Annotated in this window: 11 protein-coding genes; 4 read left to right on the top strand and 7 right to left on the bottom strand. The window is 47.3% G+C overall.

What is annotated here, in order from left to right; all coding sequences use genetic code 11:
* Positions 1-9: 9 nt before the first annotated feature.
* From ABD880_RS06880 to ABD880_RS06870, 3 genes are all read right to left on the bottom strand, one after another.
* Positions 10-417 carry a hypothetical protein gene (locus ABD880_RS06880; RefSeq protein WP_345163975.1) on the bottom strand — a complete coding sequence of 136 codons (408 nt, stop codon included), beginning with the start codon at positions 415-417 and terminating at the stop codon, positions 10-12.
* Between the two features lie 23 nt (positions 418-440).
* Complete coding sequence (gene iscU / locus ABD880_RS06875) at positions 441-854, bottom strand: Fe-S cluster assembly scaffold IscU (protein ID WP_066504592.1); 414 nt, start codon at positions 852-854, stop codon at positions 441-443.
* A gap of 130 nt (positions 855-984) precedes the next feature.
* Positions 985-2,199 carry an IscS subfamily cysteine desulfurase gene (locus tag ABD880_RS06870; protein WP_425575824.1) on the bottom strand — a complete coding sequence of 405 codons (1,215 nt, stop codon included), beginning with the start codon at positions 2,197-2,199 and terminating at the stop codon, positions 985-987.
* Positions 2,200-2,321: 122 nt separating this feature from the next.
* Here ABD880_RS06870 and mce point away from each other — a divergent pair, with 122 nt between their 5' ends.
* Together mce and ABD880_RS06860 are read left to right on the top strand one after the other, a co-directional pair.
* Positions 2,322-2,720, top strand: a complete 399-nt coding sequence (mce, locus tag ABD880_RS06865; RefSeq protein WP_345163972.1) for a methylmalonyl-CoA epimerase — start codon at positions 2,322-2,324, stop codon at positions 2,718-2,720.
* A gap of 695 nt (positions 2,721-3,415) precedes the next feature.
* Positions 3,416-4,846: a CCA tRNA nucleotidyltransferase gene (locus ABD880_RS06860; RefSeq protein ID WP_345163970.1), complete on the top strand. Its 1,431-nt coding sequence runs from the start codon at positions 3,416-3,418 to the stop codon at positions 4,844-4,846.
* 111 nt (positions 4,847-4,957) lie between these two features.
* Here ABD880_RS06860 and ABD880_RS06855 read toward each other — a convergent pair whose 3' ends face one another.
* From ABD880_RS06855 to ABD880_RS06840, 4 genes are all read right to left on the bottom strand, one after another.
* Entirely contained in the window at positions 4,958-5,317 is a 360-nt protein-coding gene (locus ABD880_RS06855) for a hypothetical protein (RefSeq protein WP_345163968.1), read from the bottom strand.
* A 142-nt stretch (positions 5,318-5,459) separates the two neighbouring features.
* Complete coding sequence (locus ABD880_RS06850) at positions 5,460-6,284, bottom strand: TraB/GumN family protein (RefSeq protein WP_345163966.1); 825 nt, start codon at positions 6,282-6,284, stop codon at positions 5,460-5,462.
* A 338-nt stretch (positions 6,285-6,622) separates the two neighbouring features.
* Positions 6,623-9,115: a PspC domain-containing protein gene (locus ABD880_RS06845; protein ID WP_345163964.1), complete on the bottom strand. Its 2,493-nt coding sequence runs from the start codon at positions 9,113-9,115 to the stop codon at positions 6,623-6,625.
* Between the two features lie 2 nt (positions 9,116-9,117).
* Positions 9,118-9,456: a PadR family transcriptional regulator gene (locus ABD880_RS06840; protein ID WP_160689974.1), complete on the bottom strand. Its 339-nt coding sequence runs from the start codon at positions 9,454-9,456 to the stop codon at positions 9,118-9,120.
* Positions 9,457-9,745: 289 nt separating this feature from the next.
* On the opposite strand from ABD880_RS06840, the gene ABD880_RS06835 reads away from it, so the two are divergent.
* Together ABD880_RS06835 and porU2 are read left to right on the top strand one after the other, a co-directional pair.
* Positions 9,746-10,825 (top strand): putative type IX sorting system protein PorV2, encoded by a 1,080-nt coding sequence (locus ABD880_RS06835; protein ID WP_345163960.1) that lies wholly within the window; start codon positions 9,746-9,748, stop codon positions 10,823-10,825.
* 19 nt (positions 10,826-10,844) lie between these two features.
* On the top strand, positions 10,845-15,845 hold the full coding sequence (porU2, locus tag ABD880_RS06830) for a putative type IX secretion system sortase PorU2 (protein ID WP_345163958.1): 5,001 nt from the start codon (positions 10,845-10,847) through the stop codon (positions 15,843-15,845).
* Positions 15,846-16,074 lie beyond the last annotated feature (229 nt).

Below are 16,074 nucleotides of genomic sequence, written 5' to 3'. Positions count from 1 at the left end.
TTTCTTTTTCTAAGAGACCGGGTTTAAGACCACACTAAACACCGTGATGGTATTCATGTCCCGGCCATAGTACAGTTTATCTAAGGCGTCATACATGTTAGAGGCTCTAAAGTACGAGGTGTTGAGCTCGCGCTCGCCCCGCGCCATCCATTGGATGGTAAAAGAGTTCTCCTGGTCACGTGACTGACGCACATAGTCCAACATCTTCCGTAAGGCGTCCACGCGGTCATAGCCCGTCACTGTATGTAACAGAAACGACTGGTGGTGGCGCGGGTTCACGGTAATCAAGTCCAAACGCATCCGGTCTTCCATGGGCCTGAAGTCAAACAAAAGCTGACTACTGTCTAGGCCCAAATGGTCTTCTATTTGCTTCTGTATACGGGCACTTTCTACGTGCGCGTTAGTGGAAACATCCATGCTTGGAGTGCGTCTTGGGTTGATTAATGATGAGACTTAGCTACTTCTAAAGGCTCCATACCGTTTTTCACGCGGTAGTCATTGATGGCCGCCTTAATAGCATCCTCAGCCAATACAGAGCAGTGAATCTTCACTGGCGGTAATGCCAATTCTTCCACAATCTCCATGTTGTCAATGGCCAAGGCCTCATCTACGCTCTTGCCCTTCAACCACTCAGTAGCCAAAGAAGAAGAAGCGATAGCAGAACCACAACCAAATGTCTTGAACTTGGCGTCTGTGATAACCTGGTTCTCATCTACCTCAATCTGAAGACGCATTACGTCACCACACTCAGGGGCACCCACTAAACCGGTACCAACGTTGTTTTTTGCTTTGTCCAGCGTACCCACGTTGCGCGGGTTGCTGTAATGGTCAATTACTTTATCTGAATAAGCCATAGCCTTTTTGTTAATTAGAAATTAAAAATTATGAATTAGAAATTAGGTTAACTAACTAGATTTTATGCTTCTATGTAAGATGCGACAATTTCTAATTTTTAATTCCTAATTTCTAATTGAGGACTTCGTCCTAGTGTTCTGCCCACTCAATAGAGTCAAGGTCAATTCCTTCTTTAAACATTTCCCATAGCGGGCTTAGTTCACGAAGTTTAGTCACAGCTTCTTTCACGTGGTTGATGGCGAAGTCTACTTCCTCCTCAGTAGTGAAACGGCTCAAGCCGAAACGAAGGGAAGAGTGTGCCAGGTCATCGCTCATGCCCATGGCCTTCAATACATAAGAAGGCTCCAGGGAGGCAGACGTACAGGCTGAGCCAGAAGAAACGGCAATGTCTTTCACGCCCATCATCAGGCCTTCACCCTCTACATATTTGAAAGATATATTGCTCACGTGCGGCAGACGGCTTTCTTTGTTGCCGTTCAGGTAAGACTCTTCCATCTGCAACAACTCAGACTCCAAACGGTCACGCATTTTTATGATGCGGGCAGTGTCAGAGGCCATGTCTGTACGGCAGATTTCACAAGCTTTTCCTAAACCTACAATGCCTGGTACGTTCAAGGTACCAGAACGCATGCCGCGCTCATGTCCGCCACCGTCCATCTGGGCAGTCACTTTCACTCTTGGATTCTTTCTGCGCACATAAAGAGCTCCAACGCCTTTAGGGCCGTACATTTTGTGACCAGAGAAGGCCATCAGGTCAATGCCGTCGGCTTTCACGTCTACCGGAATCTTTCCTACCGCCTGGGTAGCATCTGAGAAGAATAACACACCGTGTTTCTTGGCAATGGCGCCAATCTCTCTGATGGGTTGTACCACGCCTACCTCGTTGTTACCATACATGATGGAAATCAGGATGGTCTTGTCGGTTATGGCGGCTTCCAGTTCTTGCAGGTCGATCAGGCCTTCAGAGTTCACTTGCAGATAGGTTACCTGTCCGCCAATTTTCTCTATGTGCTTGCACGTGTCCAACACCGCTTTGTGCTCAGTGGTGGCCGTGATGATATGGTTACCTTTAGAGGCGTACATCTCAAACACTCCTTTAATGGCAAGGTTGTCAGACTCCGTAGCGCCAGAGGTGAAGATTAGTTCTTTAGGGTCGCAGTTGATAAGCGTGGCAATCTGCTCGCGGGCGTAGTCAACGGCTTCTTCGGCGGCCCAACCGAAAGGGTGGTTACGGGACGCGGCGTTCCCGAAGTGGTTGGTAAAGTATGGCAACATGGCCTCCAGCACGCGCGGGTCCATGGGCGTGGTGGCATTGTTATCTAAATAAATCGGAAATTTCAGCATCTTCGTCAATAGTTTTCCTTTGTAGCGGTTATCAAAAAAACAGAATTATGGCGCTGTTAGTTTGATTTCCGGGACAAAATTACAACAAAATTCCTTACTTAGACTGATTATAAACTTATTGTATGCATGTAGAACACATAGGCATAGCGGTAAAAAGCTGTGAAGAGGCCAATAAACTGTTTACGAAGCTCTTAGGCGCCGAGCCCTACAAAGCCGAAACCGTGGAAAGCGAAGCCGTGAACACCTCGTTTTTCAGCGTGGGCAACACCAAGATTGAACTGCTGGAAGCCACCGCTGAGCACTCGGCCATCGCTAAATTTATTGAACGAAAAGGAGAGGGAATCCACCACATCGCCTTTGAGGTAGAAGACATCCACGCCGAGATGGAACGCCTAAGAGGCGAAGGCTTTCAACTACTCAACGAAGCCCCAAAACGCGGCGCAGACAATAAATTGGTGTGTTTCATCCATCCCAAGTCGGCCAACGGCGTGCTGGTGGAACTGTGCCAGGAGATAAAATAACCAACCGTTTTCGGCCTGTTTTCCAGAAATCAGGCCGAAAACGAAATTGGATTGTTTGGTAGTATATGCTTGTAGATGTTTGCTGAGGTTGTGTGGCTTTTGAGGTTAGCGGGAGTTGGCTGATTTTGGAAATGCGGCGCTTCGGGTGCGCGCTATACCTAATGATACCAAGTGAGGTGGGTGTTATCTGTTGGAAAAGGCGCATTTGTAGAGACCAGGCACTGCCTTGCCTCTGATGCATTGCTTTCGATTGCTAATTTTATTTGCTGATGTGAACCCCCCTCTACATAGCTGCGCTAGGTGCCTCAAACTCTCGTTTGGGCAATCCTCAAGGGGAGAATTTCCGCTTAGCTTCTGCTAATGGTAGAAGACCCAATACCATTAATAACCAGTTTTGTCATCCTGAAAGGACCTTGTGGGCAAATTGTAATGACGTTTCTAAAGAGCTTGTCTAACTTTCCCACAAGGTCCTTTCAGGATGACAAAACGAAGAGGTGCTGTTAAGGGGAGTAATCCAACCACTTCATTCATAGGAGATTTCCGTTTTTAGCTTCTTTTCCAGGAAATAAGCCAAAAACGGAAAACGATGCAGGTTTGGCAAAGGGCGGGCGTTAGGCTACCTTTGCACCCCGGTTTCACCAGAACTTCTTTTACAGAGGCGCTTGCGTATAGAAACCATTGATGCCCTGTAGCTTATGACCACTGACATTACCCTTCCTGACCATAAAGTCTTCGCCCTGGTGGCAGAGGCCGCCCGCGAACTCAACACCGAAGCGTACGTGATTGGCGGTTTTGTGCGGGACCTGGCCCTGGAGCGCCCCTCCAAAGACATTGATGTGGTATGCTTGGGCAATGGCATTGAGTTGGCGCACCGCGTGGCCGAGAAGTTTCCGCACAAGCCCAAGGTGGTGGTGTTCAAGAACTTCGGGACGGCCATGTTGCGCACCGATGACGGCTGGGAAGTGGAGTTTGTGGGTGCTAGAAAAGAGTCGTACCAATCCCATTCGCGCAAGCCCGAGGTAGAGCAAGGCACATTGGAGGACGACTTGAATAGAAGGGATTTTACCATCAACGCCTTGGGCATCAGCTTGAACGAAGGCACCTATGGGCAGGTGATTGACCGGTTTGAAGGCTTGATGGACCTGAAGCGCAAGAACATTAAAACCCCGCTTGAGCCTAGCATCACATTTTCAGATGACCCCCTGCGCATGATGCGCGCCATCCGGTTTGCCAGCCAACTCAACTTTGACATTGACCCAGACACCTTTGACGCCATCTCTGAGAACAAGGAGCGCATCAAGATAGTCTCTCAGGAGCGCATCACTGATGAGCTGAACAAAATCATCCTGTCCAAGAAGCCGTCCTACGGGTTTAAGCTGTTGTTCCAGACGGGGCTTTTGCACCTCATCTTCCCGAAGATGGTGAAGTTGCACGGCGTAGAGACCATTAACAAGAACAGTCATAAAGACAATTTCTACCATACCCTGCAAGTGCTGGACAACGTGGCCGAAGTCTCAGATGACCTATGGCTCCGCTGGGCCGCCATCTTACATGATATCGCCAAACCCGAGACCAAGCGCTACAACGAGAAAGTAGGCTGGACGTTCCATGGCCACGAGGACCGCGGTGCCCGCCAGGTACCCAAAATCTTCGCTGACTTGAAACTGCCGCTCAATGAACACATGAAGCAGGTGCAGAAACTGGTGCTGCTTCATTTGCGGCCTATTGCGCTGGTCAAAGACACCGTCACCGATTCTGCCATTAGAAGACTGCTGTTTGAGGCCGGCGAGGACATTGACCTGCTTATGCAGCTCTGCAAGGCAGACATCACCTCCAAGAACAACGACAAGGTGAAGCGCTACCTGCAAAACTTTGAAAAGGTGGAGCAGAAACTCAAAGAGGTAGAGGAGAAGGACAGCCTGCGCAACTTCCAACCGGTCATTACCGGCGAGGTGATTATGCAGACCTTCGGGATTGCGCCGTCCAAGGAAGTGGGCATCTTGAAAAGCGCCATTACCGAGGCCATTCTGGAAGGCGAAATCCGAAATGAATACGAGGACGCGTTCCCATACCTATTGATGAGAGGAAAGAAGATGGGCTTAACGCCGGTCACCTCCGCAGAATAGTAAAAGAAGGCCGTTTTTGGCCTGGTTTCCGGAAACCAGGCCAAAAACGGCCTTCTTTTTTATAAGCTTTGGGCGGTCTTTGAAAGAGAGGGTGCCTTTGAAATGAGTCTTTTAGCTGGGCAGTTCGCTGGTGTAAAGCGGCATTGGGAGCATTCTTTTCTGTTTCGGATCCCTGCCTTGGATGCTAGGGCTGCTTTCCTTGATTTCAGGCATAGATTGGCAACTGGTTTTACAGTCAAACCATTCAATGATGTTTTGAAGAACGGTTTTTGGTCTGCTTTCTAGGGCAAGTAGTTGGCCCTGATTTTCCTCGTGGTTAGTCCATTTTAAGTTGGTTGGCAAGGCGGGAAGAAATGGATCAGCTTCCAGTAAGTTGATGTTCAAAAAGGGAAGCGTTTTCGGGGAAGGTTTACCAGGGGCCAACAAAAGAACACCCGACAGTAAATATGTAAGAAGGCAGATAGTTTTCATGGGTAGGTACTAAAATCTTTAAGGAATCTATCACAGGAAAGCTTACTTCTTTCAAGGTGAAATAAGAACTGCTTCTGGCGGTTGGGAGGCAAATCACTTTTAAAATTTCCTCCAAATTGAAGCCTTGGGCGTGCCTACAATGTTATTTTTTGCGGAAGGCCGGTTCCACGCACACCGCGTGGCTGGAACCACTAATGGCAAACACCTTCTCCTTCTTGGCTAGTAGCTCTTTCATGACGGCAATCATCTTCTGGTTACGCAGGTCATTGCTCACCGCCATCATGTCTGCCAGATAACCCGGCAACCCATATTCATCTGAGGTTTCGCGCCAGTCTTTGCCGGTGGAGAAGTGTTTTTTCCAGACGCGGTCCACGTCGGCCACGGTCTTGAAGTTGTCCTGCTGGTTCACGTATTCAGCGCGCTCTAAAAACTCTTCAATATATTTCTCCGGAGACTCTGGCTTCCCGAAGCGCAGGTTACTGAAATAGGGATTCAAAATGAGCGACAAGGCTACCTGCTCGGCAGAGAATTTGGTAGCCAGTTGCTGGGCCAACTCTTCTTTAGACAAGTCCCAGCTGTACACGGGTACGTCATGGGTTCTAGCCAGGTCCTGCACTTTTCCATTCTCGCCTAGCTCTTTTACGGGGTCAATAAAGCTGGGTGGGGTGAAGCCAGGCTTGCCTTCAATCAAGGCCACCGTAGGCTTTAAAGCATTCCATTTCGCTTCAATCTGGGTGATTTGCGCGTCTTTAGGGTCTTTGGTATGCGAGGCCCCGAAGATGACGAACTGCGGTGCTTCTACTACATAAGGTCTGGGGTGCTGAGCGTATTTTGGGTATTCCTGAAAAGGAATGTATGTGTCATTGGGATTATAGGTAGAGGCCAGCGGATAATAATCTGATGAGTGACAAGAGGCCAACAGCAGAGAGCTTAACAAAAAGGATAAAAGGATGGAGATGGGTTTCATAGTTTTAGATTGGAAAAGTATGAGGTACAGTCAGCCAGCATCCATAAAATTTCCGGACAAAAAAGCTGAGTAGGAATAAGGTCTGAAGAAGGATTTCCGGCGAAGGCGGAAACACAAAAGAGGAGGGGTGCTGGTTGTGTAAGGCGAGCCACTCAAAAGCCAGTGGCTCGCCTTGGGTATAGAACACAAACAACCAAATTCAAGGAAAAGGAAGGCTTTGCCAGAAGCGCGCCCTCCTTTAAACAGCCCACCCCCTGAAATCCAAAAGAGGAGGCGACTGTCATGAGGTCCGTTTTTGGACTGTTTCCTGTAAAACAGGCCAAAAACGGTTTTTCTTTCTAACGGCGTCGTCTTACTTGTGACCCGCCCGATTGGTCTCTGTTCACTAGTTCGGCATTGCCTACGTACTCAATGTTGCTGGCCCCGCTGGCGTCTGCGTTAAGCACTCGCTGCACATTTACCAACGCCTGGCTGGCACCGCTCAAGTCCACGTCTGCACGGTCAGTTACCAAATCTGGGGCTTGAATGCCGCAGGCACCGCTGGCATCCAGTTCCATATAGTCTGCACTGCCTTTGATGCGTAGCTGAGAGGCGCCGCTCAAGTCTAACTTTAAATTAGAAGTGTTAATATTCATGGCTACCTCAGTGGCGCCAGACATGTTTAGCGTAAAGTCTTCGGGGGCAAAGCCAAAGATTTCTGATTTAATAGCCCCGCTCAAGTCTACTGACTGCAGGTCTGGGGTTTCAATCTCAATGAGGATTGGTCTTTTGTTGCCATCCCATAGTTTGAAGAAAGAACCACCCTCGCGGCTGATTTTAAGAACGCCATTCTGTTCGCGTATTCTTAGTTTGTCCAGCTCCTCATCATTGCCCTGCACGCGCACAAAGTGGCGGTAGGATTGCTTGATTCTGATGTGGTAAGCGCCGGCGGCCACTACCTCATTGAAGTCGCCTACTTTGTACACCTTGCGGGTGCCGTCATAGTCTCCGTTCAGGATTTCAAGGTCATCACCCAGGGCCATGTCATTTCTTCTTGCTACCCCTAGCGAATCTGATGCGTTGACTGGGCTGTTGTCTATGACGCTGCAAGACACGCACACCAGACGGCCGTTTTTCATCTGCCAAAGGTTTTCGGCTACATCTTCTCCGTAATAATCACCGTCTGTGATTTCATACCCGAATTGACTGGCAAAGCCTTCAGAGAACCTGATCTGCTTGCCTTCTGGCACTAATATTTTAATGTCCAAATCCTGGGCCCGGAAGATGGCATTGTTGTTAAAGGTAAAAGCATCATCAAACCGAATGGTAGAGTCGTTCTGCTGTACCAACTTGTAAGAGATCATGCGGGCGTTGGCAATGGCATTCTCTTCGTTAAAGCCTTGGGCCTGGAACGTTTGGATTACTTTGATATCGGTGCCGTTGTAGCCCTCAATTTCAATGTCCAGGTCACCATAGTCATAGTTTGACTCGCGCAGGTTTAAGTTGATGGTCTTTAAGGTGGCGGCCGGGAACGTAGTTTCTTTGGTGAACTCGCCATACTCCTGGAACTCGCGGCTAGTCATGGCAATGCCTGAAATCAACATCACAACGGACAGTAACCAGATACCCAGCATGGACCAGCCCACGGTTGGCCGTATGAAGAAGCGTCTGGCCAATAAGCCAACGCCAATCAAGATAAGGGCAATTGCAGGGATGATGCCGGCAAAGAAACCAGCTACCGTCACCCAGGTGGGCACACCGTTAAAGAAAGCTGTAGCCGGGATGTCGCCCATTTCAAATAGACTTGAATTAGTCATGCTGCCAAGAGCAGTGGCCAATCCTATAAATAAGGCGAAGGCAAGCGTTCCGCCTAGAAAAATCATGAACAAGCCGGCAACTACTCTTATCATGGTGATTAGAAAGCCTAATACCGGGTGCAGCAGTCTGGAAAGCACAGAAATAACCTGAGAGACCAGACGTACCGGGAACAATAGGATTTTGGCCAGGGTGCTTTCTTCGCCGTTGGCGTCACGCATGTTTAAGTTGTTCTTGACAGACTCTTCAATGCTGGACAAGGTCACGGGGTTGCCTTGCATCTGCACGCGCTCCGTGATGGATTTTGCCTCTGGAACCGCTATCCAGAGGACTATGTAAATCAAAAGGCCAATACCAAAAATCGCGAAGATGACAAACAGCAACCGAATGATGGCTACGTCTGCCCCAAAGTAGATGGCAATACCGCTGGCCACGCCGCCCAGTTTCTTGTCTACTGGGTCTCTAAATAATTTGCGTACCTGGGTTTCTGGCAAAGCCGCATTCTCTGGCAAGGCTATCCAGCAGATGATGTATAAAATCACACCAAACAGCGTGATACCACCTGAGAAAGGAATACCAATCACCAGGAATACAAAGGCCAGGCGTACCCAAAGCGGGTCTGTCTGTAGGTAGTTGGCAATACCGGCAGCTACCCCGGCCAGCACCTTGCGGTTTACGTCGCGGTACAGGCGCTTCTGCTCACCAGGGGCTTGCTGGTAGGTGTTGCCGGTGGTAGAGCTGTGAGAATAGGCAGATTCTGTCTCTTCACGCTCTTCCATCTGGAAGTCCGTCACCGTTCCCATCTGCAGAATCAGGTCTTTCACGTCTTCTTGGGTGATGACCTGTTTGCCAGGGTTAAGGCGGGAGAAGAAAATCTCCGCAATGCGGGATTCTATGTCGGCTACAATCTCCTCGTGTCCCTCATAGGTGGAGAAGTATCGTTTGATGGCGGCCAGGTACTGGCTCAGCATCTCATAGCCGTCTTCCTCCACGTGGAAGATCATGCCTTGCAGGTTGACACTTATGTTCTTTTTCATGGTTACTTGGATTTCTTGTGGTTGATGATGTAGGTGGTGGAGTCTACCAGTTCCTGCCAGGTGAGTCTCAGTTGGTCTAAAAACTGGAGGCCGGTAGGGGTGAGGGTGTAATACTTGCGGGGCGGTCCTGAGGTGGACTCCACCCAGGAGTAGTCAAGGAGTCCGGCGTTCTTCAATCTGGTCAGCAGTGGGTAGAGCGTCCCCTCCACTACTATCATCTTGGCCGAGGTGAGCTCCTCCAGCATGTCGGAGGCGTAGACTTCGCCGCGGGCGATGATTTCCAGAATGCAGTACTCCAGAATCCCTTTCCGCATCTGCACTTGTGTGTTTTCTACTTTCATGGTCTGTGAGTCTGAAATTATTGAAACAAAGATAATATAAGGTACTATGTAAAACAAGGTACTGTCAAAAATTATTTTTTGTTTCCGATTTCGGGGTATTTTTTCAAAATCTGAGCAAAAACAGGAGATAGAAGAACTTCTATATAAGGAGATAAAAGAAAACCCACCCAGAGTGGAACATAGCGGGGGTAATCATTGTATTAGGGCAAGAATGGAATGTGCGTTAACCGCTTAGATGGACTATCTTTACATCTTACTTCCATAGAAGTCACGTTACTAGGTTATTTATATGCCAAAACGACTATTACTCTTCTTTCTCCTTTTCTCATCCTTTGTCTTGCCAGACACATTATTGGCTCAGGATGTTTCTGCACCCAAATACAGCAATGAATTCCTGAACATAGGGGTAGGGGCCAGAGCCTTGGGCATGGGCGGCGTTCAATCTGCTATTGTGCGTGACGTCACCTCTGGGGTTTGGAACCCGGCCGGCCTAGTAGGCTTGAAAAACCGGCACAACGTGGGTTACATGCACTCAGAGCTATTTGCCGGGATCATTAAGAATGACTTTGGGGCCTATGCCACCACCTTGGACTCTTCCAGTGCTCTAGCCATTTCTGTAATTAGACTAGGCGTAGATGACATTGCAGACACCCGCCGTTTGCAGAATGAGTACGGCGCCATCCAGTATGACAGCATTGAGTACTTCTCAGTAGCCGACTACGCCTTTATTGCCTCATATGCCCGTCGTAGTAACTGGCTGCCTGGTTTGATGCTGGGCGCTAATGCTAAAATCATTTACCGCAACGTGGGTGATTTTGCCAGTGCCTGGGGTTTTGGGATAGACTTAGGGGCGCAATTACAGCGCGGCGACTGGCAGTTTGGCGTCATGGCCAAGGACATCACCACCACCTTTACCGCCTGGAAGTTAAACGCTGAGGAACTGGAGGCCGCTTACCTGAAAGATGATGAGTCCTTTAATGCCAACAGCATTGAAATTACCTTGCCCAGGTTGATTCTGGGCGTGGGCCGTTCATTCAATGTAGGTGAAAAGTTTTCTGCCTTGGTAGCCACAGACCTGGATGTGACCTTTGATGGTAAACGCAATACCCTTCTGGCTACCAATAGAGTTTCTGTAGACCCAAGAGTGGGTGTAGAACTAGGCTATGCTAATTCGGTATTTTTGCGCGGTGGCTTGAACAACGTGCAACAGATAGAGGACTTGGACGGCAAGAGTAGCTGGAAGATGCAGCCTAACTTCGGGATAGGCGTGGCCTCTTATGGACTCTCCTTAGACTTGGCCCTCTCCAAAGTAGCCGCTGATAGCAAAACTTCTTCGGTGATTGTGTCGCTTGCTTACAGTTTTGATTGATTTTATAGTTCTAGCCTATATGTTAACTAAGATTTACTCTTTCAAAGCCTTCTTACTGGCTTTCTTTTTGATGGCAGGTCTCTTGCTGGGAGCTGCAGAATCGGCTTCTGCGCAGCAGGTAGTCTATGGCAATGAATGGATTAATTACAGCCAGAAGTACTACAAGATACAGGTACCCGCCACGGGTATTTACCGTCTGGACAAAAGCTACCTACAAACCGCTGGCATCACAGGCGTTGACCCACGCAAACTACAACTTTTTAGAAGAGGGCAAGAAGTTGCCATCCATATTGCCGGTGAGAATGATGGCTCCTTTGATGATGGGGATTTTATAGAGTTCTATGGCGAGAAGAATGATGGGGTCTTAGATAGAGAGCTTTATCAAAACCCTGATGCCAATCACTTAAACCCGTATCATAGCTTTTACACAGACACGGCCACTTACTTTCTTACCTGGTCTGCGGTAGATGGTAAGCGTATGGTTCCCTATGCTCAACCTTCTACTAACCTTACGCCAGAACCTTGGCATTGGAGTGAAGGATATTTATTGGATGACTTTCAATTTGCCCGTGGAAAGCGCTATTCGGGTGGTTATCATTCTTGGATGGATGCTGCCGAAGGCTTTTTGGGTGGGTCTACATCTGGCTATAAATTCACACTTACTAATATGGCTAACAATGTTTATACAGGTGTGGGCGCAGGTGCACCAAGTATAGAAATTGCCTTAGCTGGAGACAATGACAATATCCATGATATTGATTTGTTTGTAACCCCGCCGGGGGGAAGTGAGCGTTTGATTGGCTCTGAGCGGCTTATTGGGTACCAATCTTTCAAAAAGAAATTTCCATTAAGAGTTACAGACTTTGCTGCAGATGGAAAGCTTGTTATTAGAATAACCGCTAAGAGTTCTGCCTCAAGATATAGAACCAGCTATTTTAAGACCTATTACCCTAGAAAAAACACAATTGCAACCAAGTCTATTCCGATTGCCTATGAAGGAAGCACTGTTAACCCATTATATTATTTGTTTGACGGCTCATCTGCTGCAGCATCTATAGGATATGATATTACTTCTCAGGACAACATAACACGAGTAGAGGGTGTGATGGTAGGATCCCAAAAGGGTTTTGTATTTCCTACTACCTTCAAAAAAGGCATACTTTGGTCAGGGTCTCAATTAGTGCCTTTGCCTGCCAAAGAAGTGAACTTTAAATCTGTGGTGGGCAATAAAGCAAACTACCTGATTGTATCCCATAAAAGCTTAATGCTTTCGTTTGCGGAGTCTATTAACCCTGTAAAAGATTATGCGGCTTATAGAGCCTCTGCTGCTGGTGGTAAATATGATACCCTTGTAATGGAAGTAGGGCAGTTGTATGATCAATTCTTTTATGGTGAGAAATCTCCGGCAGCTATCAGAAGGTTTGTCAAATACATGCAGAACACAGGCCAGCCTAAGTTTTTGTTCTTGATTGGCAAAGGAGTAGAGTATACAGATAAAAGAGTAAGGAACTCACCTCTTTCACTTCCGGTACAAGACTTGGTGCCCACTGGTGGCGTACCAGGTTCTGATATCTTTTACACGGCCAATTGGGAACAGAGTGAGTATACACCGTTATTGGGCACAGGAAGAATTGCGGCTAGCCAGCCACACCAAGTATTAGATTACTTAAACAAAGTGAAGTCCCATGAAGCATTGCCTCAGAACCTGGAATGGCGTAAGAATATCCTACACTTAGGTGGGGGGATAGATGGTCCAGAACGTGCAATTTTGGCTAATTATCTGAGGGGATTTGAGCGTATAGCCGAAGGCAAATGGCTGGGGGCAAACGTAACCACTAAATTGAAAAGCTCAATTGCTGGGGTAGATAACATCAATATTGCCGAAGAGCTGAATAATGGCTTGTCCATGGTGACTTTCTTTGGTCACAGCTCCACCAGTTTCTCAGACTTAGAGATTGGCCTGGTGTCTAATGTTTTGAACGGGTATAAAAACAAAGACAAGTACCCTTTCATTTTAATGAATGGGTGTGAGGCAGGTAATAGCTTCATTCAAGCCAAATCGTTTGGTGAGGATTGGCTCCTTACACCAGAAAAAGGAGCGATTGGCTTCTTGGCACACGTGCATGCCGGTTTGCCTCCCTTGTTGAATGTGTTCAGCACTAATTTTTACAAAGCCGTTTTTGCAGATGAGGCAAGCTTTGGCAAGACAATTGGTGAGCAACATGCATTAACCATTAAGAACACTTCTGCTTCTTTGAATAACGGTGCAGGAATAGCCATGTTTATGCAAATGGTACTGCAATCAGACCCGGCTATTGTTGTTGTAGGACCAGAAAAAGCTGACTATACCATTGCCGAAGGTGGAGTATCTATCAAGCCAATTACTGGCGGTACGGTGACTGCTAACTCTGAGAAGTTCTTGATGGCAGTAGACATTAAGAATATAGCAAAAGTTAACGTTGACTCCTTCTATGTGTTGATAAACAGAACCCTGACCAACGGGGTAGTCTTGAAGGATTCTATGAAAGTGGGGCCAGTATATTACCGGGATACCGTTTCTATTGAGCTTACGGGCAATGTGCCTAATTCTGCGGGGATTAATAAGTTTGAGGTGGTCTTAGATCATCAGCAAAAAATCCCTGAGTTGGATGAGACTAACAATGCTGCTACTTATGAGTTTTTTATGTCTCAAAGTGGCGTTATGGCGGTGGCTCCACAAGAATTCTCTATTGTCACTAATGGTGCCGTCAAGTTGATAGGTCAGTCAACCAATTTGCTGAGTGCTCCTAGGGACTATTACTTTGAGATTGACACCACAAATACCTTTGATAGCCCTTGGAAAAAATCTCAGGTGGTGAGTTCAACTTCTTTGCCTACTTGGGAGGTGTCTCTGCCAGAAACTAACGGTGAAGATAGTGTGGTGTATTTCTGGAGATTCAAATACAATACATTAGGTCCCGATGAAGAAATCATTTGGGCGAATAGCTCTTTCCGTTATATTCCTAATGGTTCTCAAGGTTGGTCTCAGGCTAGATTTGCCCAAGTAGCCACAGGCGAGCCTTCTGGTCTGGTGATATCTGAGAAGAATAAAAAGTTTGACTTCGCGCCATTGTTTAAACGCATTGAAATGCGAAGCGGCGGCGGGCAGCATAAGATGTCATTTACCGCGCCGTATGGTATATTTATCGATGGGAATAGTTTTATCTGGGACAATTGCGGGTTCAATAACCCTAACATTTATGCTATAGTCTTTAATGATGTCACGTTAGATCCGTTCACCAAAATGCCAGCCGGTACGGGCGCTTTATGTGGGTTTGACACAAACGTCATCTACCAGTTCACTAACCTTAACAACATCACCTACAGAGACAGGCTACAAGCTTTCTTGAGAACCATTCCGGAAGGCTATTATGTGGCCATGGTAGGTATTAACAATGTGCCGTATTCGTCTTTTAGTCCTTCATTAAAAGAGGCATTCAAAGGAGTAGGGTCTAAATTAATTGATGGACTTCAGACCGGTGATCCCTTTGCCATGTTAGGAAGAAAAGGCACTGCCTCTGGTACTGCCCTAGAATCCAGCGTGAATCCAGATGATACAACCACGCCTAGAGATTTGCAGATGGTGCGCCTAGAAAAGCAGTTGCAGGTGAACGGCCGTCAAGGATCTATTATGTCTAACTTGATAGGGCCATCCACCCAATGGAAAACCTTGCAACACCAGGTAACAACCAGCGGCGCAGATATTTATGGAGTTGATATTATTGGTGTAACCGCAGAAGGGGAAGAAGAAGAGTTGTATAGTGACATCACGGCTAAAAGCTATGACATTTCTGGTATAAGCGCGAGCGTGTTTCCGTATTTGAAGCTGCGCCTGAACATGAAAGACGCGGAGCAGCGCACCGCGCCCGCCTTTAAAGAATGGACTGTACTTTATAATGCGGCACCAGAAGGAATCATTAGGCCAGATATTGTGGGACTAGACAAGTACAACAAGCTGTCAGAGCAGGCTACTAACGGCAAAATAGACTTACGCTTAGCTTTCCATAACGTGACAGACACAGACTTTGCTGGTGACGTGTCCATTGAAACTACTTTGCTGAAGGAGGATGGTACCAGCACCACTACCTTGACAAAAGTTGGTCCGTTGGTTAAGAATGACACCATCTATTTTAACTACTCTTTACCAACGGCCACAATGAAAGGCACCAACCGGTTACGTTTTAACTGGAATCCTAAGTTGTTGCCAGAGCAGAATTATAACAACAATATCCTGGAGATTCCTTTCACAGTTAACCAGGTGGCAGGTATGCCGCCGGTGTTAGACGTGGTATTTGACGGAGCGCATATTTTAGACCAGGACATTGTTTCGCCTAGCCCTGTGATCAATGTGATGCTGAAGGATAATAACCGCAAGGTCCTGATCACTGATCCTAGTTCCATGGAGATTTTCTTGAAGCGTCCAGACGCCAAAGACTTTGAGGAGATTGACATCAATACTAATGCAGAGGTAAAATGGTACCCTGCTGATGAGAAGAATGACTTTAGAGTTGAGTACAACCCGAAGGATCTGTCAGACGGAATGTATACGCTGGAGGTGCAAGGCAAAGATGCTTCTGGCCAAAAGGCAGCCGCCGAGAGGTACCGGATTAATTTCCAGGTAGTGAACGAGTCTTCTATCTCTAACTTCTTCCCGTACCCTAACCCGTTCTCCTCTAAAACGCGCTTCGTGTTCACGTTGACGGGCAGCTACATTCCAGAGCGCATGAAAATCCAAATCATGACCGTTACCGGAAAAGTGGTCAAAGAGATTCAGCGCGATGAGCTAGGGCCTTTAAAGATTGGGAACAACATGACAGAGTACGCCTGGGATGGAACCGATGAGTATGGTGACCGCTTAGCCAATGGCGTGTATTTGTACCGGGTAATTGTAGACCAAGGTCCAGAAGAGATGAAGCGGCGCTACGTAAACGGTGACAAAGCCTTTAAGAACGGCTACGGTAAGATCTACATTTTACGCTAATCCGTTTTCGGGCTGTTTTCTAGGAATCAAGCCAAAAACGAAGATGAAAAAGAGAGGCCCTTGCTTACTTAGCAAGGGCCTCTCTTTTTTAAGTGAGTATGTGATTCCCGTTGTTCTTACACAAGAGAGAAACTTCCGTTGAAATGAAAAAACCGTTTTTGGCCTATTTTCTAAGAAATAGGCCAAAAACGGTTAATTAAAATCTACTGAATTAATCAGCCAGATATGG

This window comes from Nibribacter koreensis (assembly GCF_039541795.1).
Taxonomy (GTDB): Bacteria; Bacteroidota; Bacteroidia; order Cytophagales; family Hymenobacteraceae; genus Nibribacter; species Nibribacter koreensis.
The sequence above is the reverse complement of the archived record's forward strand: the minus strand, read 5'-3'. Positions and strand labels throughout refer to the sequence as shown.

Bases quoted from the DNA above. Each gene is read 5' to 3' on its own strand.
- ABD880_RS06880 (WP_345163975.1), bottom strand. From the start codon at position 417: ATGGATGTTTCCACTAACGCGCACGTAGAAAGTGCCCGTATACAGAAG.
- iscU (WP_066504592.1), bottom strand. From the start codon at position 854: ATGGCTTATTCAGATAAAGTAATTGACCATTACAGCAACCCGCGCAAC.
- ABD880_RS06870 (WP_425575824.1), bottom strand. From the start codon at position 2,199: ATGCTGAAATTTCCGATTTATTTAGATAACAATGCCACCACGCCCATG.
- mce (WP_345163972.1), top strand. From the start codon at position 2,322: ATGCATGTAGAACACATAGGCATAGCGGTAAAAAGCTGTGAAGAGGCC.
- ABD880_RS06860 (WP_345163970.1), top strand. From the start codon at position 3,416: ATGACCACTGACATTACCCTTCCTGACCATAAAGTCTTCGCCCTGGTG.
- ABD880_RS06855 (WP_345163968.1), bottom strand. From the start codon at position 5,317: ATGAAAACTATCTGCCTTCTTACATATTTACTGTCGGGTGTTCTTTTG.
- ABD880_RS06850 (WP_345163966.1), bottom strand. From the start codon at position 6,284: ATGAAACCCATCTCCATCCTTTTATCCTTTTTGTTAAGCTCTCTGCTG.
- ABD880_RS06845 (WP_345163964.1), bottom strand. From the start codon at position 9,115: ATGAAAAAGAACATAAGTGTCAACCTGCAAGGCATGATCTTCCACGTG.
- ABD880_RS06840 (WP_160689974.1), bottom strand. From the start codon at position 9,456: ATGAAAGTAGAAAACACACAAGTGCAGATGCGGAAAGGGATTCTGGAG.
- ABD880_RS06835 (WP_345163960.1), top strand. From the start codon at position 9,746: ATGCCAAAACGACTATTACTCTTCTTTCTCCTTTTCTCATCCTTTGTC.
- porU2 (WP_345163958.1), top strand. From the start codon at position 10,845: ATGTTAACTAAGATTTACTCTTTCAAAGCCTTCTTACTGGCTTTCTTT.